General features: G+C 44.0%; 23 protein-coding genes. 22 read left to right on the top strand and 1 reads right to left on the bottom strand.

Annotation, left to right across the window (positions count from 1 at the left end; genetic code table 11):
* The first annotated feature begins 3 nt into the window (after positions 1-3).
* From NSQ38_RS23805 to tnpA, 20 genes are all read left to right on the top strand, one after another.
* Positions 4-528, top strand: a complete 525-nt coding sequence (locus tag NSQ38_RS23805) for a GNAT family N-acetyltransferase (protein ID WP_339784377.1) — start codon at positions 4-6, stop codon at positions 526-528.
* A gap of 2 nt (positions 529-530) precedes the next feature.
* Positions 531-1073 carry a GNAT family protein gene (locus NSQ38_RS23800; RefSeq protein ID WP_339784375.1) on the top strand — a complete coding sequence of 181 codons (543 nt, stop codon included), beginning with the start codon at positions 531-533 and terminating at the stop codon, positions 1071-1073.
* Positions 1070-1639, top strand: coding sequence for a hypothetical protein (locus NSQ38_RS23795; RefSeq protein WP_339784373.1), 570 nt, complete (start codon positions 1070-1072; stop codon positions 1637-1639). The genes NSQ38_RS23800 and NSQ38_RS23795 overlap by 4 nt, the downstream gene beginning before the upstream one ends.
* Positions 1636-2094 (top strand): GNAT family N-acetyltransferase, encoded by a 459-nt coding sequence (locus tag NSQ38_RS23790; RefSeq protein ID WP_339784371.1) that lies wholly within the window; start codon positions 1636-1638, stop codon positions 2092-2094. The genes NSQ38_RS23795 and NSQ38_RS23790 overlap by 4 nt, the downstream gene beginning before the upstream one ends.
* Before the next feature lie 155 nt (positions 2095-2249).
* On the top strand, positions 2250-2717 hold the full coding sequence (locus tag NSQ38_RS23785; RefSeq protein ID WP_339784369.1) for an NUDIX domain-containing protein: 468 nt from the start codon (positions 2250-2252) through the stop codon (positions 2715-2717).
* Between the two features lie 152 nt (positions 2718-2869).
* Positions 2870-3403, top strand: a complete 534-nt coding sequence (locus NSQ38_RS23780) for a GNAT family N-acetyltransferase (protein ID WP_339784368.1) — start codon at positions 2870-2872, stop codon at positions 3401-3403.
* Complete coding sequence (locus tag NSQ38_RS23775; RefSeq protein ID WP_339784366.1) at positions 3400-4035, top strand: hypothetical protein; 636 nt, start codon at positions 3400-3402, stop codon at positions 4033-4035. Before NSQ38_RS23780 ends, NSQ38_RS23775 begins: the two co-directional genes overlap by 4 nt.
* 51 nt (positions 4036-4086) lie before the next feature.
* Positions 4087-5115, top strand: a complete 1029-nt coding sequence (locus tag NSQ38_RS23770) for an alpha/beta hydrolase (RefSeq protein ID WP_339784364.1) — start codon at positions 4087-4089, stop codon at positions 5113-5115.
* Between the two features lie 26 nt (positions 5116-5141).
* The gene (locus NSQ38_RS23765) at positions 5142-5558 is read left to right on the top strand and encodes a hypothetical protein (RefSeq protein ID WP_339784362.1); all 417 of its coding nucleotides are present in this window, start codon (positions 5142-5144) and stop codon (positions 5556-5558) included.
* A gap of 207 nt (positions 5559-5765) precedes the next feature.
* The gene (locus NSQ38_RS23760) at positions 5766-6953 is read left to right on the top strand and encodes a glycoside hydrolase family 5 protein (protein ID WP_339784360.1); all 1188 of its coding nucleotides are present in this window, start codon (positions 5766-5768) and stop codon (positions 6951-6953) included.
* A gap of 204 nt (positions 6954-7157) precedes the next feature.
* Positions 7158-7697: a GNAT family protein gene (locus tag NSQ38_RS23755; RefSeq protein WP_339784358.1), complete on the top strand. Its 540-nt coding sequence runs from the start codon at positions 7158-7160 to the stop codon at positions 7695-7697.
* Between the two features lie 175 nt (positions 7698-7872).
* On the top strand, positions 7873-8148 hold the full coding sequence (locus tag NSQ38_RS23750) for a hypothetical protein (RefSeq protein WP_339784356.1): 276 nt from the start codon (positions 7873-7875) through the stop codon (positions 8146-8148).
* 11 nt (positions 8149-8159) lie between these two features.
* Positions 8160-8960, top strand: coding sequence for a phosphotransferase (locus tag NSQ38_RS23745; protein ID WP_339784354.1), 801 nt, complete (start codon positions 8160-8162; stop codon positions 8958-8960).
* 237 nt (positions 8961-9197) lie between these two features.
* On the top strand, positions 9198-10079 hold the full coding sequence (locus NSQ38_RS23740) for an AraC family transcriptional regulator (protein WP_339784352.1): 882 nt from the start codon (positions 9198-9200) through the stop codon (positions 10077-10079).
* A 22-nt stretch (positions 10080-10101) separates the two neighbouring features.
* Positions 10102-11373: a sugar ABC transporter substrate-binding protein gene (locus tag NSQ38_RS23735; protein WP_339784350.1), complete on the top strand. Its 1272-nt coding sequence runs from the start codon at positions 10102-10104 to the stop codon at positions 11371-11373.
* A gap of 91 nt (positions 11374-11464) precedes the next feature.
* The gene (locus NSQ38_RS23730) at positions 11465-12370 is read left to right on the top strand and encodes a sugar ABC transporter permease (RefSeq protein ID WP_338594050.1); all 906 of its coding nucleotides are present in this window, start codon (positions 11465-11467) and stop codon (positions 12368-12370) included.
* The gene (locus tag NSQ38_RS23725) at positions 12370-13194 is read left to right on the top strand and encodes a carbohydrate ABC transporter permease (RefSeq protein ID WP_339784348.1); all 825 of its coding nucleotides are present in this window, start codon (positions 12370-12372) and stop codon (positions 13192-13194) included. The genes NSQ38_RS23730 and NSQ38_RS23725 overlap by 1 nt, the downstream gene beginning before the upstream one ends.
* Before the next feature lie 53 nt (positions 13195-13247).
* On the top strand, positions 13248-15755 hold the full coding sequence (locus tag NSQ38_RS23720) for a hypothetical protein (protein ID WP_339784346.1): 2508 nt from the start codon (positions 13248-13250) through the stop codon (positions 15753-15755).
* 35 nt (positions 15756-15790) lie between these two features.
* Positions 15791-16861 carry a glycoside hydrolase family 88 protein gene (locus NSQ38_RS23715; RefSeq protein ID WP_339784344.1) on the top strand — a complete coding sequence of 357 codons (1071 nt, stop codon included), beginning with the start codon at positions 15791-15793 and terminating at the stop codon, positions 16859-16861.
* Positions 16862-17064: 203 nt separating this feature from the next.
* Positions 17065-17538, top strand: coding sequence for an IS200/IS605 family transposase (tnpA, locus tag NSQ38_RS23710; RefSeq protein ID WP_307536646.1), 474 nt, complete (start codon positions 17065-17067; stop codon positions 17536-17538).
* Between the two features lie 143 nt (positions 17539-17681).
* Here tnpA and NSQ38_RS23705 read toward each other — a convergent pair whose 3' ends face one another.
* Positions 17682-19931 carry an FAD-dependent oxidoreductase gene (locus NSQ38_RS23705; RefSeq protein WP_339784342.1) on the bottom strand — a complete coding sequence of 750 codons (2250 nt, stop codon included), beginning with the start codon at positions 19929-19931 and terminating at the stop codon, positions 17682-17684.
* A gap of 152 nt (positions 19932-20083) precedes the next feature.
* Between NSQ38_RS23705 and NSQ38_RS23700 the strand changes: the two genes are divergently transcribed.
* Positions 20084-20851, top strand: a complete 768-nt coding sequence (locus tag NSQ38_RS23700) for a helix-turn-helix transcriptional regulator (RefSeq protein ID WP_339784340.1) — start codon at positions 20084-20086, stop codon at positions 20849-20851.
* A gap of 247 nt (positions 20852-21098) precedes the next feature.
* On the top strand, positions 21099-22919 hold the full coding sequence (locus NSQ38_RS23695; protein WP_339784338.1) for a histidine kinase: 1821 nt from the start codon (positions 21099-21101) through the stop codon (positions 22917-22919).
* Positions 22920-22929 lie beyond the last annotated feature (10 nt).

Below are 22929 nucleotides of genomic sequence, written 5' to 3'. Positions count from 1 at the left end.
TTTATGAATAAAAAAGGAGCTGAGAGAAAGATGGAGACAGAACGACTTAAATTTCGGAAATATACCAAAAATGATTTCGATTTACTTTTTGAGATGACACGCGAGCCGAATATGATGAAATTTATAAGACATGGCGGACCCTGGACGAAGGAAGAAACCATGCAAAGCCTGGAAAAGTTCATCAACTGGAATAAAGACGATAAGGGGTTGTTCCTCGCATTCAACAAAGAGGATAACAAGTTAATTGGAACCTCTGGACTGATTCCTCAAATCATTGAAGGCACTGATGAGCTTGAAGTTGGTTACTGGGTTATCGAGCAATACTGGGAAATGGGTTACGGATATGAACAAGCAAAAGCGTGGAAAAAATATGGCATGGATCACTTGAAGAAGAAAAGATTAATATCTTTAATTCAACATGGCAATGTGGGTTCTATGAAAGTCGCGCAAAAGAATGGCATGAAACACGAGAAGGACGTAGACATCATTGGGAAAAATGTAGCAGTGTACTCGATTGAGGTGAAGTGAATATGACTCCATTTCCTGAACTAGAAACCAAAAGATTGCTGTTAAGAGAGATTAAACAGAGTGATTCGCAAGACATATTTCAATATTTTTCTTCGGATGAAGTTACAAGATTCTACGATGTAGAAAGTTTTACGAATACCAAACAAGCAGAAGAACTTATACAAAGATGGACTGAACGATTCGAAAATGGTCAGGTCATCCGTTGGGGAATTGCTTTGAAATCGGACAACAGAGTTATTGGAACATGCGGATTTCATGGTTGGATGAAACAACATCATAAAGTTGTGATGGGATATGAGTTAGCACCGGAGTTTTGGCGACAGGGTTATATGACCGAGGTAACTCAGAAAATCGTTGAATATGGATTCAAGAACCTTGAATTAAATAGAATTGAAGCATTTGTAGAGCCAGAGAACGCGGGATCAAGAAAGTTGCTTGAGAAAATTGGGTTCAGTGAAGAAGGTATATTGAAAGAGAATTTTATTTGGAAAAATCGATTTGTTGATAATGTCATCTATGCATTTTTGAAGAAAGAATATGTATGAGAATACGAATTATTGGATCTTGTGGTAGTGGGAAATCAACATTAGCCAAAGAGTTGTCGGATAAATACGGTATTCCTTCCTATGAATTAGACAATCTCATATGGGACAGAAGCGCCGAAAATCTGAGATATCCTGAAAGTGTTAGGGATGAATCAGTCCAGTCTATTGTCAGTTCAGAAGCTTGGATCATAGAAGGAGTACAGTGCAAAGATTGGACAATAGCGTCCATCCAGGAAGCGGATTTGATTTTTGTATTAGCTCCAAATGTTTTCATTAGAGATTATCGAATTATAAAGAGGTTTGTATTGTCCAGAATGGGCTTGCAACCTTGGAATTACAAGCAGTCATTCAAGAACTTATGCAAAATGATTGTGAAATGGAACCATCAATATAATATAGAAGAAGTTATATGTTCAATTAACACAAACCGCAAAACTGCAACAATCACAAAGAATAAAAAACAAGTGAACCAGTTGATTGAACATCATTTGGAAGTGGTTGTAAGTGAAAGTGAAAAGAACCTTATAGGTAATCAAGGATTGTCCAAAGAGGAGATACAGTGGTGAATATAAAAATTCAACCAGTCACACGAGAGAATTGGGAAGAAGCTCTGAAGATCTCTTTGTATGAACACCAAGCGTCATTAGTTCCGTCCGTTATTGAGGGAATCGCTTACGCCTATATAAAACCGTGGGATGAAGCATTTGATCCTTACGTACTTGAGATTGATGGGAAGGTATTTGGTTTCTTTTATCTAAGTTATACGCCAGATAGTACAGATAATTACTGGATTGGTGGTTTTCAAATCGATAAATCCTATCAAGGTAAAGGAATGGGAAAGAGCGCTTTAAGAGTCATTCTAGATTACATTACGAAACAGCATCCGGTATGCAAGGTTATTTCATTAACGGTTGAACGGGATAACGAAATAGCACAGAATTTGTATAAGAGCATGTCCTTCTTTAGTGAGAACAGAACCAATTCAGATGATGAAGTGATCTACAGGTTGGAAATAAAATGATAGACTCAGCATTTCAGAGGGCAATATATCTTTGTTAACCAAAAGCGAGGATTGGTTGCGGTATTCACAACGATTATATCCGATGATAGTTTGTTACCACTTCAATGGTTTAACAATTATATATTGACAGAATAGTTGTTTATGGGAGAGATAACATGAGCCACTGGTTTGATCTAGATGAACTTGATCCAGAGTTAATCAAATTTGCAGTTATGATCGCGAAATACAATAATAAATTCATCATTATAAAAAATAGGAAAAGAGGAGGTTGGGAGATACCAGGAGGCAACAAAGAAATAGGGGAAACAATTTTACACACGGCAAGTCGAGAACTCTATGAAGAGACAGGGGCAGTACGCTTCGAATTAATACCTTATGGTGTATATGAATGGAATGGGAGCTTTGGTATGGTTTCTTATGCTGAGGTTAAATTGCTGGAGAGCTTACCGGAGTCTGAAATTGATGAAATAAAGCTTGTGGATGTATTACCTGAAGGTATGAACTTCGGAGATATGTTTTATCATTTCTCGGATAGATGGGATGGACTTGAGAACCATAAGCTTAAGAAATACACTATCGAAATAAATCATTTGAATGAGTTACCTGAAATTAAAATAAGCTAGTTTTAGTTGGAGGAGCTCTGTTTTGAAACTAAAAGAGATGAAAAGAATTAGTGAAAATTTTTTACGAAAATAGTTTTAGATAAATACAGACTTCGATCTACAAAGCCATAGGATCTTAGGAATAACATGGAGAAGGAGAGGTGGCAACGACCATGATAACGTATAGAACGTTGACCCTTGAAGATGTGAACCAACTGCAGGAAATAGATCGCTCGGAACATATTGATCTCATTTATGAAATGAGAGAGAACCGATTGGTTGAGCTTGAACAAAATCATGAGTGCTCCAACTGGGATGAGATGCTTTTAAAAGAGATTCAAAATCGATATGTGTACGAATTAGAACAAGGTGGCATGGCATATGGCGCGTTTGCTGACGATCAATTAATCGGATTTGGAGTGCTGGCACATCAATATAGAGGAAAAGAACGAAATCAATTACAAGTTGACTTGATGTATGTCTCACGCGGGTACAGAAGACAAGGTATTGGAAAACGTATTCTAAACGAGTTAGGTGAAGAGGCTAAGAAACGTGGTGCACAGTATCTGTATATCTCCTCCACAGAGACGAAATCAGCGGTATCCTTTTATAGAAGTCAGGGCAGTCAGATTGCAAGCGAGATTGATCAAGAACTTTATGACAAAGAGCCGAAAGATATACACATGATAAAGGAGCTGGGCACATGACAACGGTTGGGATACTCGGAACCATTCATAATCCAGAACTCAGAGAGCGATATCATTGTTCCCTTTCCCTTTACAAGGATGTGATCACTGAGTTTAAACCAGATCTCATTTGTGGTGAAGTTCATCCGCAGAGTTGGTTGAGGTACCTGAAGGACAAACATGATAGAGGATACTGGGGAGAACCAGCTAGTGAGTATTGGGAATTGGTCTTCCCTTTATGCGAGGAGCATAACATCCCATTTGTCCCTATTGACTGGTTTGAATTGGATGTGTGGAATGCTTTTGATCCATTCAACGGTTATTCGGGCGTGGAACGCAAAGAACTTGAACAACGGGATGATCATTGGTTTGCGGAGCAAATGGAGACGTATCAGTTTGGAGAGATTCCTTTTAATTCAAAGGAGTTTGATCGTGTAACCAGACAAAAGTATGAATGGTTGCATCAGGTAAACGCGAAGGCACAGAACTTTCGCTGGGTGGTCCGTAATCAGATTATGGTTCAAAGAGTCAGAAATACAATTGAAGCTCATCCAGGAAAACGAATCCTCTGTATCGTAGGAGCCGATCATAATTATATTTTCCAAGAAGAGCTGGTGAAAGAACCCGTTGAATTGCTGTATCCGTTACGATAAAGAAATCGCTGGTAGAATGACAAATGAAACTTATCATTTAAGGAGCATTACATGCGAAAAAAAATACGTAAAACACTCAAATACAGCATACTTAGTATTATTTTAATAGTTATAGTAGCAATGATATTTCCAACATGGACACCCAAAATTAAAGGTGAAAACAGCATCAGTATGTTAAAGCAGGTCGAAATTAACGGTGCAGGACACGAAGTCATGATCAGGGGAGTTGACCGGAGTAATCCTATCCTGATTTTTGTGCATGGCGGGCCGGGATGCTCGGAGATTCCGTACGTAAGGAAGTATCAGAAAGAGCTTGAGCAACACTTCACGGTGGTGCATTACGATCAACGTGGGAGTGGGAAGTCCTATCACTTTTTTGAGGATTACTCGAATCTGACAACAGATGTATTAGTAGATGATTTATTAGCGTTAAGGGATTATGTGTCTAAGGAGTTAAATCAAGAGAAGGTTATATTAATTGGTCATTCATTTGGTACATACATCGGGATGAAAGCTGCGGCTAAAGCACCCACTCAGTTTCACGCTTATATAGGCATTGGACAGATGGCTAATACACTTCAGAGCGAACTGGAAAGTTTGGAGTACACGTACGAGCAAGCAAAACAAGCCGGCAATGAAGATGATGTTAAAAAACTGGAGCTAATTCGCAGCTCGATCGAGCAAGGAAAGGAATTTACGCCTAGAATTTTGTTGCAAAAGTACGGTGGTGCAGCCAGACTCATCAACGAGAATAGAGATTATATTTCAGGATTCCTTTTAAATCCCGAATATAATGGGCTGGATATGATTCGCTTTTATACAGGGATGTTCAGTTCACAAGACATCTTACTGAAGGAAGCATTTGATCAAAATTTACCTGATATTGTTGATCATCTGGAGATTCCTACCTATTTTGTAACGGGTAAATATGATTATATGACTACTGCGAATGCAGCACGTGATTATTTTGATGTATTGGATGCACCGATCAAAGACTTCATTGTATTCAACGAGTCAGCGCATTACCCACAGTTTGAGGAGAAAGAAAAATTCGTAAAGTGGTTAAATGAGCTATTTTAAGATGCATTGAAAGGAGCAAGATCATATTGTTAAGTGAATTCATTGAGCTTGAAGAAGAGAGTGATGAGAGTTACCGGTGTTACACTCTGCAAAATACAGTGCAAATATTCAAACATTGCATACAGGATGAGGATTTAAATGACGTCCGAATATATGTGTCCACAAATACACCGTTAGATTCAATGGTTAATAAAATAGAAGACTACATTAAGTGGTTTTCTATTTGTGAGACTGTCTTTCGAGAATATTATGAGAATGAACTTCAGGAAAAGGTACATCAGAATTGGTTTAATGAGATTGAAGTCTATCGTGTGGATATCACATTTAACGGTATAACCGACTACGGCGCAACAATATCTTGCGGAGATCATATTTCGCGCGATCACATCATGATTATTGATTTTGATAGAGAACAAATTCAAGCAATCCACTTAAACGGATAGATGGATTATTTTGTAGTAAATAGTCACAAAAAACAATAAAGATATCGCTTTATTTTCCATAAATGTGTTATTATGTTGGTGTCGGGCGAAAAATTCATTTGTTTGATCGATAGGGAGAGGAGGCACGTATTCTCGAATCATTCAATCTGTATGGATAGATTAACTGCACTGCTTGTTAAAAATAATAGAATAAGCGGAGGTATGGTTATGTTCAAAAAATGGAAGAGATTTGGCGTCAGCAGCTTGGCGCTTGTGTTAGTGGCTGCCGTAGCCTTTACCGGATGGAGCCCTAAAGCATCAGCAGCAGACGCTTCGCAAGTGGTGGCTGAGATGGGTGCAGGATGGAATCTCGGCAATCAGCTGGAAGCAGCGGTGAACGGTACACCGAATGAGACAGCTTGGGGTAATCCTACAATAACTCCAGAGTTAATCAAAAAGGTAAAAGCGGCAGGATTCAAATCCATTCGTATTCCCGTTTCCTATTTGAACAACATTGGAAGCGCTCCCAATTATACAATCAATGCGGCATGGCTGAATCGAATTCAGCAAGTCGTGGACTACGCGTACAATGAAGGTCTGTATGTTATTATCAACATCCATGGCGATGGGTATAATTCCGTCCAGGGTGGATGGCTGCTCGTGAATGGTGGCAATCAGACTGCCATTAAGGAAAAATACAAAAAGGTGTGGCAGCAGATTGCCACCAAGTTTAGCAACTACAATGATCGCCTTATTTTCGAATCCATGAACGAAGTATTTGATGGCAACTATGGCAATCCAAACTCGGCGTATTACGCCAATCTGAACGCATACAATCAAATCTTCGTGGATACGGTTCGTCAGACTGGTGGTAACAACAATGCCAGATGGTTGCTGATTCCAGGCTGGAATACCAATATTGACTACACTGTTGGTAATTATGGCTTTGCTCTTCCTACAGATAATTACAGATCCTCGGCTATTCCTAGTTCGCAGAAGAGAATCATGATCTCGGCACACTATTACTCTCCGTGGGATTTTGCAGGTGAGGAAAACGGTAATATCACACAGTGGGGTGCAACTTCTACGAATCCTGCCAAGAAGTCTACATGGGGACAAGAGGATTATCTTGAATCGCAGTTCAAGTCCATGTACGACAAATTTGTAACTCAGGGCTATCCTGTAGTGATTGGTGAGTTCGGTTCTATTGATAAAACGTCCTACGATTCCAGCAACAATGTATATCGTGCTGCATACGCAAAAGCAGTTACCGCAAAAGCCAAGAAATACAAAATGGTTCCTGTTTACTGGGATAACGGGCACAACGGTCAACATGGATTTGCATTGTTTAACCGTTCGAATAATACCGTGACGCAGCAAAATATCATTAATGCGATCATGCAAGGTATGCAATAATTTACTGTCTGGTTGTATCCATGCAAACGGCGTGTTCCTACAAAAGGGACATGCCGTTTTTTGTGTTACCCGAGATGAGTGTTGAACAACATTTACCAATGCATTTTACATAAGCCACATACAGAATTCATTAAATCCCACACTAGCTTTTATATACTTAATTTGCTTGATATAGCGAACTAAAAGGACTAGGTGGTAGACAGAATGTTAAAAAAGCGTGATTTGCAGGAATGCCTTTCACTGTACAGCTTAATGATGGACCCCGCAGTTTCTCCTTACGTTCGTTATCAATGCCAATCGTATGAAGAATATCTATTCCTCACGAAACAATTGATAGCCGAAGAAGAGCAAAAGACAGTGATTTCCCGAACGATTTTGAATGAAACAGGTCAGCCGATTGGAACCATAGATCTATATCACATTGAGCATCAAACCGGCTTTTTAGCCACATGGATTGGATCACCGTTTTTTGGAAATGGGTATAGCCAAAGAGCCAAATCAGCCTTCTTTGTTGAATTGTTTCTGGAACATGGGATTGAGACGGTATTTATGAAGATACGCAAGCAAAATATAAGATCCAGAAAAGCCGTACAAAAACTGCCTTATGTGAAATTAGCGAATGATGTGTATCCAGATGTATATCAACGGATTAATATGAATGAACAGATGTATGATCTGTATCATGTTGAACGGGCAGCCTTTTTCGAAAATAGTATGGATCTGCACCAAGTGGTAGCCACGTAACTTATTCAGAGAGCGTCAACAGCGGCGTCAGAGATGACGGCGCTATTTGCTATGATGAGATTGGAAATAGAACATATTTGGACATAAATGCAGGAATATGGAATAGAGAATCGAAAGTCACATAAGTAGATAAAGCGTATGCAATATTGTGTGCGGTTAATGTAGGAGGCGTGATATGAACAATATCAACAAGATTTTGGGTGTAGTCCTCATGCTTGGCAGTGTGTTTATTTCGACAATGGAGCGAATCTCAATACGAGTATCTGTCGCTATAGTAGAAGCAGGGTATGCTTCAGGAGGGACTAACGTGCCCCAGTTCGCTCAGACGAACGAGCATCCAACAGGTTTACTTGTATACTTCATGTTCTTCGTTGGATTCATACTATTGGTCGCGGGATTCCCAGGGAGTTATAAGAAAAATCGTAATCATGGGCTTAACAAGGAAGTTTAGCTTGAGGAGGGATGAAGGTGGCCAAAAGGGAGGAAGTGTTATCGGGAGGTAATGTGAATCAGGTTGTCCGAATAGATGAGACGGTTCGCCGGCATGCGAAACCAAATTCATATGTGCATGAATTGCTATTACATCTCGAAAAAGTTGGTTATGATCATGCCCCTCGATTTCTGGGAATAGATGAACAGGGGCGAGAAATTCTTTCTTACCTCGAAGGCATCGTTCCAGGCAATGATTATCCTAATCTAGAAGAATATATGTGGTCAGACGAATCTTTGATTGAAGTCGCGAGACTGTTGAGAAGTTACCATGATGCGACCGTTGGATTTACAACAACATCAGTATCAACGAACAGATATCCAGGCATAACAGAAGATGAAGTTGTATGTCATAACGATTTTGCGCCGTATAATGTGGTGTACAAGGATGGCCGTCCTCAAGGCATTATTGATTTTGATATGGCGGGTCAGGGTCCGCGAATGTGGGATATCGCCTATGTCTTGTATACATCCGTTCCACTCGCAGATTTCTCACCAGAGATGGATGGAAAGGGTGTAATGCCATACGCTAGCCAGGCGCACGGAACTATTCGAAAAGAACGGATTGCCTTATTTATGGCTACGTACGGGCTGAGTGTTCCAGCAGATTTGAAGGATTGGGTCATATCCCGTATCCGTTTCATGTGTATAACACTGACTGATCGTGCGGCGGATGGAGATGTCGCTTTTGTGAAGATGGTCGAAGAGGGTCATCTGGCCCACTATGAGAAAGAAGTCATTTTTCTTGAAAACCATTGGGATGAATGGGTTTGAGAGGTAATGCTAATAGACCGCGTGATAGCCTACGGGCTGGACAGCGGTTTTTTTGTTTTCATCTTTCAAGTCCCTATGAATTCCTTTCTAATCATTTTCAACAATTGTGATCAACAATACAGCAATATAGTTCAGATTAGAACGAAATAACTGTGATACAATTCATTGTAAAGCGCTATCATTGTAAATTATTAAACTATATTGCTTTTTATATTCTGGGAAGGGAGATCTTTACTGATGCTAACCATACACACCCCGACGAATATTGCTTTGCAGGAAAATGAAGTTTATGTGCGATCTGAAGCAGATAATTTTCAGGATGAATGGCCTGTTCATACGCATAATGGGTATGAGATACATTATTTTATTCAAGGAGATGCAACCTTTCTAATCGGTGACCGAATATATAAGCCGCTGCCTGGAGATATGTTTATATTCAGAGGCGGTGTGCCCCACCGAATCAATCCTTCAAGAGAAATCGTGTACAAGCGAAGTTTTGTCAATTTCACGGAATTATTGCTTTTGGACATGCTTGCTGTCAGTCAGTTGGAGAATCTGATGTCCATATTCCGTCATCCCAATGGGTTATTGGTGCATTGGCCTCCGGAGGAGCGTGAGCATATCACAGCTGTATTTAAGGGAATCAAGGAGGAGATGGGGGCAGGAAATACAGGGTACAAAACAATGGTCAAATTAAGTCTTACCCAATTGCTACTGCGGATTTACCGGAAAACAACCAGTGAGCAATCCGCCAATCCTATCTTATGTTCTTCCCAGAAGCAGACAAGCGTGAGCCGGGTTCTTCATTATTTAAACCAGAACTACACGGAGAATGTTTCGTTGGATGAACTGTCCAAAACACTCCATTTGAATAAGTACTACATTTGTCACTCTTTCAAAGAGACGACGGGATATACCATAAGCAATTATGTTATACGGAAAAGAGTTGCAGAGGCCAAAAAATTGTTGCTGTCTACGGATGCACCGATTTTATCCATATCTGAGACGCTAGGTTTTAACACACCTGTATATTTTAGCAGGGCCTTTAAACAATATGTGGGTGTATCACCACAGTTATTCCGTAAAAGTGAATTGCTCAACGAAGCCAAAATTCATTAGACCCTTCCAAGGAGATGTTGATATGACAAGAAGAACAGTATTTAAGCTCACCACTAGCATGGTATTGGTCATGTTACTCATCGTATTAACTGCTTGCGGAAATTCGGGTACCAATGCTAATTCAAAACAAACAACTCTGGATTTCCTGTGGTTCTCTGACGGAAAAGAAGGAGAAGTCATCAAGGAAATCATTAAAGATTATGAGCAGACCAATACCAAGGTTAAAATCAACCTGATTGAAGTTGGCTTCAAGGACATCCAAACCAAATTAAAAACAATGTTATCCGGTGGAAAGCCACCTGCCCTGAGCCGGGTCACGGATACCGGATCATTTGCTAATCAGGCGGTTGATCTGACACCTTACGTGGACAATGCGGACCAATTCGAGGATCAATTTATTGACTCACTTAAACCTTATTATGTTATTAATGACAAGCTGGTAGCGGCGCCTATGGATGTTACAGCGAATGGGCTTATTTATAACAAAACCTTATTTGATAAAGCGGGCGTCAAAGTACCGACCTCTCCTGACCAGGTATGGACGTGGGATGAATATACAGCTGCGTTAAAAGAGGTTATGGACAAAGGCGGAGCACGTTATGGCATGGTATGGGATGTCACACCGCATAGATGGTCCACTCTTTTGTATCAGAATGGCGGAAGCATCTTAACAGAGGATGGCACTGCAGCAGCGATTAACAGTGAAGCCGGAATTCGTAGCATGGAGCAGTTCAAGCAGCTTCATCAAGAAGGGATCATGCCCGAATCCGTATGGCTCGGAGGGGAAAATCCGAACAACCTGTTCCGTTCCGGGACGGTGGCCACCCACTGGGCTGGCAACTGGATGATCAGCAATTACAAGGATATCACCGATTTTGAATGGGGAGTCACCTATATGCCAAAAGGAACACAACGTTCTTCAGTACCAGGCGGGAAGTTTCTGATGGCTTTCAAAGGCAGCGGATATGAGCAGGAGGCAGCAGAATTTATTGAATACTTAACGTCCAAAGAAGTGAATTCAAAATATAACCAGGAATCATTGTTTATGAGTCCGCGGAAGGACAGCTCTGTATTGAATTATGAATTCGGCAAGGAGATGTTTGAAATTTTCGCGGATGAACTGAAGAACAGTTCGCCTCTTGCAGCTAATGACTGGTCCAGACAGACCATTATATCCAAAATTTCAACGGACCTGAAAAATAATATTGTTGAGGTTTTATCCGATAAGGCAACTCCGCAGGAGGCTTTGGATCGAACAGCCAAGCTGATTAACGAGGCTATTGGCAGTCAATAAACGTAAAGTCATTTGGATAATTCGTATAACGGAGGCTTATCGATACCTGTAAAGCCTCCCTCTCGAATAACGATAAGGAAGGGGCAAGCAGATGAGTGAAGAACAACGATTAAACAGGAATACGCTGGCAAAACAGAACAGGAAGCTCGTTATTGCTCCTTATCTGTTTATACTTCCCAACCTCCTGATCTTTGGAACTTTTATCGTATTTCCCTCTTTATTGGGCCTCTATTATTCCTTCCATGTCTATGATGGATTGAACCCGATGAAGTTCAACGGGCTGGACAATTATATCAAAATTATAGGAGATCGGGAATTTTGGTCGACCATCGGACGAACGGGGATTTATGCAGCAATTGTTGTCCCGCTAATATATGCAGCAGCGTTAGGCATTGCTTTGCTACTTGCACGCGAGATTAGAATGCGCGGGTTCTTCAGGGCCGTATTTTACTGGCCGACCATGATTTCTTACATTATCGTAGGATTGACCTGGAAGTGGATTTTCGGAGATTCATTTGGCATTTTGAATCATCTGTTAACCGTGGTTGGTGTGGAACCTGTCGGCTTTTTAACCTCTTCCTTTTGGGCAAATACGGCTGTAATCATCGCGACAGTATGGTCACGTGCAGGCTTTTTCATGGTCATTTTTATCGCGGGTTTGCAGGCTATACCTACGGATTATTATGAGGCTGCCCGCTTGGACGGGGCAACGGGAATGAAGGTGTTTCGCTATATCACGCTTCCGTTGTTGAAGCCCACAAGCTTGCTTGTTGTTATGCTGACTCTGATTGACGCGTTCAAAGCATTTCCACTTATGTTTGCGCTTACAGGTGGTGGTCCGGGCAAAGATACCACCTATATTGTTCAATATATTTATGAGATTGGCTTTAACAGACAGGAGCTTGGTCTGGCCAGTGCCATGTCGGTGATACTGTTTATCCTTATTGGTGGATTCTCGGCTCTGCAATTCCGTCTATCGAAAGGAGGGGCTACGTAATGGTAATGAAGCCTATGATCAAAATCTTCATCTACAGTCTGTTAAGTGTTGCCGCAGTGGTGTGGCTCCTGCCTGTCCTGTGGGTCGTGATATCTGCTTTGAAAACGAATAGCGATTTGTACAGCTTCCCTCCAAAGCTATGGCCGCAGCCAATCACCTTCGAGCATTTCAAGGAGGCATTCAGTAAAGGCGATTTTGGCTTGTATTTTATGAATAGTACGATCGTAACTGTAAGCTCAACGCTGCTACTGTTATTGATTAATTCCATGGCAGGTTTTGCATTGGCGAAGTACCGCTTCCGCGGAAGCTCGATCATATTAATCGCTTTTGTCTCAACACTCATGATTCCGATTGAGGTCATTATGATCCCTATATTCAAGGTGCTGAGCGCACTGGGGTTGTATAATAGCCTACTCGCGATTATTATTCCGCCAGCAGCAACCCCAACAGGTGTATTCCTTATGCGGCAGTATTTGTTGTCCGTACCGGACGAGCTGTTGGAAGCTGCCCGGATGGATGGAGCGGGCGAATGGAAAATTTACTGGAGCATTATTCTTCCGATAGCGAAGCCGATTCTTGCGGTGCTTGCAATCTTCTCCTTCATGTGGAGATGGGATGATTTTGTATGGCCATTAATTGCGATTAGTGATCCATCAAAATATACGATTCAGCTTGCGCTCTCTAATTTTATTGGTGAATACAACGTGGATTGGGGAAGTTTGCTTGCGATGTCCGTCATCACGATGCTTCCGGTACTGATTGTTTTTATGGTTTTCCAGCGATATTTTGTCAGCGGTATGATTACTTCAGGAATGAAAGGATGAGTTGAATGTCAGATACCACCCGGAGTGGGATGGATACCTTGAATTATAAACCTATGAAATTAGGTCACAATCAGGTCATTAATCATTGGATGATCAGCGGCATATATACGAAACCTGTTGCCTTTGTTCCAACAACGATGGAGGGAGATATTAATGATTGGTTAATCGACGGTTTTGCCATTCATGAGAATCCATGCAGAAAGGAATTTGTAGAACATAGGAGGACGCAGCCTCTGAACCGATTTTTTGATCAATGGAGCGAGTTTCCTAGCCCGGGAGACGACTTCGTTGGAGAAGAAAACGGAATGCCTTGGGCACTGTATTCTCCTTGGAATAATCCACGGGTGGAGCAATCAGGATTTTGGTTTGTGCCAACACATCTGCGCAGTTACGCGGCGACAAGACTCATTTCTCCGACTGCTCATACCGCCTCTTTGCGGATTAAGACCTATGGCAGTCTGACGTTGTGGATGAATGGGGAAATGGTGACGGACTTTGCACCACTCACGCGTAACAAGGAACAGGAAATCATTATTAAAGCTGAACTTGTAGCCGGAATCAATGAGATCTATGCCTGCTGGGAGGATCTGGCTGAGCGGGATACGATGTATGCTTTTGCGGTGGAGTACCTAGGAGACGAGGAATTAGTGATTTCTCTGCCTATTGCTCCTCATTTGGCGGAGTCTGTAAAATCCGCAGAGGAAGCCCTCGAACAGGCTTATTTTCCTTCGGATCTTTTCAGAGGTGAGCAGATTAAGCTCAAGCTGCCACTTCCCTTACCGGATATCGTTAGAGAGGTTGATATTCAGTATGGTAATTTTTTTGATGGCACCGAAAATAAAACAATACACATCGCCGAACAGGAAACGGATCTGGTCCTGGCACATACAAATCAACTCGGTCATCATTACGTATATTTCACGCTGACTATTTCAGTATCAAATGTTGTACTAACCAAGAAATTTGGCTGCCAATCCTATGATACCAGCTATGATGAGGCAGCTCAGCAAGCTGTGGATATTGAAGACCGCAAATCCCTGGCACTGCGATGCATTGCCGAGAAAGGCAGTCCCAATATTCATAAGGCGATCGCCATGCTCAAAACAGGAGGTAATCTGCAAGAAGCAGAGAACATTTTGCTTGATGGTGTGGAAGGGATTGAGCAACGGAAGGATTGCAGTGACTTCTATCTGGTGGGGCTGTTCCGTCTATGGAGAGATGAACGAAATAGCGGTTTGTTCAGTGAATCGTTCTGGGATCGGGTGAAAACAAGTATTCTGGGCTATCGATATTGGATTGATGAACCTGGCGATGATGTGATGTGGTTCTTCAGTGAGAACCATGCCTTATTGTTCCATACCAATGAACTGTTAGCCGGACAGTTGTTTGGGGATGAAACGTTCAGCAACAGTGGTGAATCCGGTGCAGTACACCATCAAAAAGCAGAGCAAAGGCTTGCACTATGGTTTGAGCGCTTTTTGGATGAAGGATTGGCAGAATGGAATTCAAGTGCATACATTCCGATTGATGCGGTTGGGTTATTGCATATCTATGAATTTGCCCATAATGAACAGCTCAGACAGCAAGCCAAAAAGGCAATGGACCTGTTATTCTATTATATTACCGTTCAGATGCATCAAGGAGTCTTGTCCACAACGTTTGGGCGCAGCTATGAGAAGGAACTGCTGGGCAGTTATGCAGCGGGAACAACTTCAATGTGCTGGATCGCTTATGGCGTTGGCAATGTAAACAATTATTCAATAAGCAATGTTGCCTTGAGTTTATCCGATTACAGCCCTCCAGCAGCATATCAGGAGCATCTGTTGCTTGGGGACAATCAGCAGTTGGTGTTCGCCAATCAGCAGGGCAAGGGAGGTTACGCCAAGCTCTACCATTGTCGGACCAAGGAATACTCCTTATCCTCCATCATTCGCTTCCGTCCAGGCAAGCCAGGTTATCAGGAGCATGTCCAACATTTATCTCTGTCACCTGAGGCGCTGATCTGGGTGAATCATCCGGCAGAAATATACAAGCATGGGGATGGTCGACCTTGCTTCTGGGCTGGGAATGGAATATTGCCCGATGTTGTTCAACATGAGGGGATCGCTTTGATGATGTTTGATATTCCTGCGGATAACAACTCTGACTGGACACATGCTTATTTTCCTACTCACTCCTTCACGGAATGGGTAAGGCATGAGAACTGGCACTTTGCCCGTTTGGATAAGGGTTATGCAGCTATATATGCGTCCAACGGGATGAGTATGGAGAGCAACGGGGTGACAAGAGAGCGTGAGCTTATTTCCCCTGGCTTGCGTAACGCCTGGATTATAAGAGCAGGAAGCGAACAGCAATTCGGGTCATTTGACGCTTTTATCAAGCAAGTTCGTTCTGCAAGCCCGCAATTCGATAATCAAGCTTTAACTCTCACTCTAACAGACCCGGTATATGGTCCAATTCAATGGGGAATGAACAAGCCTTTTCTTATTAAAGAAGAGGAAATTATACACGAAGGTTATGGAGTGAAGGGACAACTGAAGTTACTGGACATGGAGCGCTGAATCGTGTGCAAGAAACCAAGGGAGTGATAACCAACATGCTGAATCAAATGGTGCTGCAGGAGAGAATAAGCAAGGTATCCCAAGCGATGGAGTCTATGAAAAACACAAGCATCAATGAACAGTTTCCCATTGGACTAATCGACATACATCTATGGGAATGGCCGCAAGGTGTTGGTCTGTATGGCTTGCTTCAACTCCATGAGGCAACGAAAGATCCTAAAGTGCTGGAATTTCTGGAATCATGGTACAATGCAAGGCTGATGGAAGGGTTACCGGAAAAAAATGTGAACACCTGTGCTCCGCTCCTTACTTTGATCTCACTATGCGAGCTGACCGGAAACAGGGAGTACGAACAGGTCTGTGAGGAATGGAGCAGTTGGATCATGGATGGACTGCTGCGAACAGGAGATGGTGCGTTTCAACATATGATCACAGGAGATGCCAATGATGGTCAAATTCTGATTGATACCCTGTTTATGACGGTGTTATTTTTGGCCAAGGCAGGGGTATACTTCAAGAAACCCGACATGGTGGAAGAAGCCAAACGACAGTTCCTTGTGCATATCAAATATCTATATAACAAGAAAACCGGATTGTTCTATCATGGCTGGGATTTCAATGAAAATCATAACTATGGTGCTGTTCATTGGGGAAGGGGCAATGCATGGTATACGGCGGGAGTTATGGATTTCCTGAATATCATTCCGATCGAAGACGGGCTGAAGGCCTATCTATTGGATACAGCAACCTCTCAAGTCAGAGCACTGAGCAAGCTTCAGGGTGAGGATGGCATGTGGCATACTGTGCTGGATGATCCAACCTCTTACAAAGAAACCTCGGCAACAGCAGCGATTGGATACGGCATTCTCAAGGGAATCAGGTATGGATACCTGGATGAATCCTATCGCCATAATGGCTTGAGTGCGCTTGAAGCGGTGTTGAAACAAATTGATGATCACGGAGTCGTACAGCAGGTGTCCTATGGTACTCCTGTGGGGCAGGATGCTCAGTTTTATAAAGATATCGCGATCAGTCCGATGGGTTATGGACAAGCACTTACGTTGTTTATCCTGATTGAGGGCTTGCGGGTCCCAACCGCCGAATAGAAGAAGGCAGACTTGTACGGAGGATGGGGGATACAGTTTCCTGTATCCTCCTTTTTTGTTTTTATGGCTTTAGCCAGTTGAGTGCGTGTAACGTGCGAAACAAAAAACCACCCGCTATGCGGGTGGAGGAATCGAGGGTTTGACCACTAAGACCATTCCGATAAAATTGAGATGTTCAGGCTGGGTGAAAGGAATGGTCTTAGATGGCAAACAAGAGCTATAGCCTAGCTCACACAAAGTGGATGTGCAAATACCACATTGTATTCACCCCGAAGTATAGACGGAAAGAAATCTATAATCAAGTGAGAAAAGACTTAATCGAAATTTTTAGACGTCTATGTAAGTACAAGGGAGTAGAAATTATAGAAGGTCATATGATGCCCGATCATGTTCATATGTTGGTAGCGATTCCACCGAAAATAGCTGTCTCAACGTTCATGGGATACTTAAAGGGGAAAAGTTCGCTAATGATATTCGAGAAGCATGCCCAGCTCAAGTATAAATACGGCAATCGAAAGTTTTGGGCAGAAGGGTACTATGTGAGTACAGTGGGTCTAAATGAAGCAACGGTAAGAAAATATATTCGTGAACAAGAAGCACATGATCAAGCGTTAGATAAGCTGAGTGTAAAAGAATACGAAGATCCATTCAGCAGTAATCGGAGCAAAAAGAAGTAAAACCAGTTTAACTGGTGAGTGAAAGTGACAAACAACACTGAGCCTGAACAGCCCTGCTGTCAGGCTAGCGTCTTTAGGCGCAGTTTGGCAACAGGGGGTTATACCCCAAGAGCAAACCACCCGTTGGACGGGTGGTCCTGATTTTAGTAAGCTCGAATCTCGATTAATTCGGCATATCTGCTGCCATTTGTGGTATCAATTATGATTCTCAGAGCCTGAGCTGAAACAGGGACATCCAGGGAATGAATAACTTTTCTTTTATGGTTTTCTTGAACACTTGCGACTTGTGTCCATTCGCCAGCTGGACTCAATACCTCCACCCGATAATCACGCACAAGTTCAGGCATGACACGAAATACAGTCTGATGGTGATGCAAATTAACCAGGTCCTCGTTCACATCATCATTAAACGTCAAGTGCAATTCAGCCAAGGTTTGTGGCTCTTTCCATGTCAGTTGCACCCATTCCGGCTTGCCAGACTGCATCGGCTGCGACATCCACTGCTGCGGCCCGCCGTAAGGGCGATGGTATCCGTTGATCGTATTGTCCGCTGAATAGGCCGTAGTCTCAGAGAGGGTACGACAGCAGAAAGGCTGACGTGCCAACCCCTGCATGGACCACAATACAACAGGCTGATCCGTGGCGTGATCCTCCAGATTTTTGGACACATGGTTCTCTTCTGTTCTGAAGAAGATCAGCACCCCGCTATGTGCTTCAATCGAATGGTAGAGAGAGACCGCTTTATTGGAGCGGATGATAATAAAAGCATTCTGCGGTTCATCCGGTCGCCATTCGAACGGAAGCTTAACCCACTGCGCAGTTCCTGTTGTAACGTTAACAGTCGCCGTAACTTGTAACGAATGCGGGACGTAGTTCTCCTTACGCCCCGTATCCCACAGCTCTACCGTCAGCGCGGTATCGCTGGATGCATCCAGCAGCAGCTCCAGGCCGCTGAGCAGTGGATGCACAGGCAGCAGCAGGGCAACATCCGTACCCAGCGGGTACGTCTCGCCAGGCTGCTCAAGAGCAATGCCCGTCAGCGTGCTGGAGGCTGTAGCCTTGGCACGCCAGGCCAGATCCAGCTCATCGTGGCTGCGCACCCCGATGATGGAAGCGTCCTGCCGCAGCAATGTCTGCTGCAGCAACGCCAGATGCCTCGCGTGCAGCTCGCGCGGCGACACACCCATGGACGCGCAGAGCGCTGCGCCCGTACCCGCGGCTTCGCCGATGACCGCGCATGTGGCCATGACGCGCGTTGTGCCGAAGGCGACATGTGATGCGCTGATGTCGCGCCCGGCCATGAGCATATTCCGCACATTTGCGGAATACAACGAGCGGAACGGCACGTGATATACGCCATCGGCATGCATATGCTTCGAGCCGCTCGCTTCGGCATACATGCCCTGCGGGGGATGCAGGTCAATGGACCAGCCGCCAAAGGCAACGGCATCCGGGAATTCCCGCTGGCTGATAATATCGTTCTGGGTGAGCACATAGTCACCCGTGAAGCGGCGGTACTCCCTTTTGCCAGGCAGAGAACCAATCCACTCCAGCGTCATATGGTCGGCATCAAACTTGCCGGAATTCTTGATATAGTCCCAGATCCCGTAGATTACGGACCACAGCTCATCACGGATCAGCTCATTGTCATGAACAGTGTCATGTTCACCGCCCCATTCAATCCACCAATAATGACAACCGGAATCCCCGCTGCGAATGACCCGGCGAATCGGAATGCTGGTCTGTGTAATATCCTTGGCAAAAGAAGGCGGGATATAACGGACAGGTGCACCAGCATCCTTGGTATAGAAGAGAAGTGTACTGCCCAGCGTGATCTGATCAGCCACCTCCGGTGCCCACTCTTCGCCATATTCGCTGCGGGCTTCCCGGCCGAGTGCAAACTTGGCTCCAGCCAGAAAGCCGACCAATCCATCACCCGTACAGTCCAGATAGATCTGACTTTCGAATCGGATTTTGCGCTCAGAACCCATCATCCATCCGGTAACGGAGGTGATCATGCGTTCCTCGCCATCCCCAGTCGCCTCAACTTCATGTACATCCGTGTTCAGGTACAGGCTGATGTTGGATTCAGCTCGAACGGCTTCCAGAATGATCAAGTCCCAAAAATAAGGGTTGCCCTCTGGATTACGATACTGATTCTCTACAAACAGTTCCCCCATGATGCCTGTCTCGCGGGCATAGCGGTTAATCCCATGGGCGGTAGCGCCGCAGACCCATACGCGTACTTCACTGCTGGAATTGCCGCCGAGCACAGGACGATTCTGCACCAGAGCGACCTGTTGGCCCAGCCGGGCAGCAGATATGGCAGCGCATACGCCAGCAAGCCCACCCCCAATGACGGTGATATCCGGTTTAACGAGTTCGTGCTTCATATGAACACCTCTCTCATTGAATATGGATGAGCCTAAGCTCAGATTTCATATTTCATATCTATAATTTCATATTAGTTCTATATATTTACTTTTCAAATACACTATATTATCATCGAGCATATACTTTATTTCATAACAAAGGCAGGTGTGTCATGGACCTCCTTAATCACATCTACTGGAAGAAGAAAGCTGAATTTTCTCTGGCAGAAGATATCTACGACGCTTGGGTGGTCTTTGCCGTTGAAGAGGGCGTATTTCGTTACGAGATTGACGGGCAGAGCGGAGAGGCGGGTTTTGCTGATCTGGTGTTATGTCCGCCCCACGTTCCTTTTCGCAGAGAGACGGTAACCCCGCTGACGTTTCACTATATGCTGTTCCGTTGTAACTCCGCAGAGGGTGAGAGTCTCCTGCCGCCAATAGGGAAATCTCTCATTAATGATACAAAGCGTCTGGCTTCAACATATGCCTACCTACGTCTGGCGAGCGAGGACAACGATGAGGCTACAAAAGGATGGAAAACTCATCTGATGTTGGATTTGTGGCGGCTGTATCAATGGGAGCGCAGACAGAGCAGGCTAATGGAAACGAAGTTCACGGAGGATGCTCTCATGGCTGAAGCGGCAGTGTTGTTGGAGGAGTGGGCAGGAGAGGCGGTCAGTCTCCGAATGTTGGCCGAACATTTGGCTTTGAGTCCAGTTCAGCTCACCCGAAGGTTCCGGGAGGCCTTTCAAGAAACACCATCCGATTATCTAAAAGCGATTCGTCTCAAAAAAGCAAAAGCCTTGCTGGCAGATAGCCGTCTGACCCTTACGCAGATTGCCGAGAGATGTGGATACGAGAACGGATTTTATCTGAGTCGTGTATTTTCGTCCACCATAGGAATCAGTCCCTCGGAGTATCGGAGACGACATCAAGTATGAGGTAAAGGGTCTCGTCCATCTAGCCATCCATCCATTCACTCACTCATTCACTCATTCACTCATTCACTCATTCACTCATTCATTCATTCATTCATTTCTTTCCTACACGAATAGAACATATCTGTGTAGTTCACATGGATGTAGGCAACGAATATCACAAATCCATGCAAATCATTCGACTCCGGCTGTGAATGGCAGGTAGGTGCTATAATGGGGTCATTAATTGTAGGGGAGCGAGCACTAAGGAATGAAGAAGCCAAATTGGAAAAGTTGGTTGCCACAGCGGCTTAGATACCGCCTGTTCGGTGCGTTTGTGGTGTTGATTCTCTTGCCGTTCAGTGCATTGAATGTCTACAATTATCAGCAAATTGAATCGCTGGTCGAGCAGAAAATCAGTGAGCAGAGTCATGAGCAGCTAGTCCAGATGTACAGCTCTCTGGAGGACCAGATGAGCATTGCCTTCAAAACGCTCATTTTTCTGGAACAGGATTCTGCGGTAAGAAGTGTGCTAACCTCCCCGAACAGTCGCACGCCGCTTGAGAACAAGTCGTTGGTGGAAGAAAAGTTCAAAATGATCAACAACAGTTTTTTTCTATATAATCCTTCGGTGTACTTTACCTTGCTGGATTTTTATGATAGCGTTTACACTTCGTATTTGCCCAAAAAAGCACTGACTTATGGCCCCTATCTGGAGCAATTCCGCGAACGTCTGGGGGAAATAACCATTCCAAAAGGCGGTGCGGATTCACACTCGCTTCAACCGGAAGAACTCTTCTATCGCTGGGATGCACGGGATTCCAACCCTGTGCTTAGAGAGTTATCCTCCAGCCCATATCTGTTGTCGCTGTATGCTTACATGAAAGATAGCGGCGGCAAGCGATACGGGCTGGCACGAATTAGTATCGATTATTCCTACTGGTTCCAGACCATGCTGAAGGATTCACAGAGTAACCAGGAGTATTACCTTATCACAGGTAGTGGAGAGACCATAGCCAGTTCATCCAAAACAGCGGCGCTTTCCCCGGAAGTTACGCGTGAAATAGCTCTTCATCCGGCACAGGCTTATCTGACCGATCCAGCCTCGGATACGCTGATTAACTACGTGTACATCGAATCACTGGATTGGTATATGGTAAATCGTATTCCCCTTTCCATCCTGTTTACAGAGATATCCGAGCTTAAACAGCGTTACTTTCTGACCTTTTTTGGTTTCACAGGAGCATTTGTAGTGATGGCTTTTATGATCTCGGCAACGTTCACGCGCCCTCTGTCACACTTACAGAATAAGATGAAGGAGGTTGTTCGCAAAAACCTCAAGATTCGTATTCCCGAAGGCCGCAGCCGTGGGGAAGTACTGGAACTGACACGCACGTTTAATACGATGCTGGATGACGCCAATCAGATGATCAACCGACTCAAGGCGGAGGAACGCCAGAAGGAAGCGGTACATTTTCATATGCTCCTGGCCCAGATGAATCCGCACTTTCTCCTGAATACATTGAATACAATGAAATGGAGTGCGATACGCAGCGGGAATGAGGAGATCTCCGAGATGTGTGTTTCCTTGGGCAAACTACTGGAGGTCAGCCTGAATTCACAGGTCGAATTGGTATACCTGAAGGATGAGATCGAGTTGGTTCAAGCCTACCTTCATATTCAGCGGATTCGTTATCGGGATAGTTTTGAGGTGACTTGTGAATTTGACGATAAACTGGAATATGCGCTGGTGCCCAAACTGAGCTTGCAGCCACTGGTGGAAAATGCCATTCACCACGGTGTTGGGCCACTGGAACAGCTTGGTCAGATCCGCATTGGAATTTATAAGCAAGACACAGGAATGCTGATGCTGGAGGTGGCAGACAACGGAATTGGAATGGAGGAATCCCGGCGTCAGCAGACGACCCGCACGCGTCCGGGGATCGGTCTGTCCAACCTCAGGGAACGATTGCGGTTATTGTTCAAAGGCCAAAGTGAACTTGAAGTGATGGATACCAAGCCGGGGACATTAGTGAGGTTCAGTATTCCTTTTTTATTGTCGACGCCTTACGTACAGAAGCGGTCAGACTAGGGCGTGTCTG

Source organism: Paenibacillus sp. FSL R7-0313 (assembly GCF_037969885.1).
GTDB lineage: Bacteria > Bacillota > Bacilli > Paenibacillales > Paenibacillaceae > Paenibacillus.
Note: the sequence above shows the minus strand (reverse complement) of the source record. Positions and strands in the feature narration are given on the sequence as shown.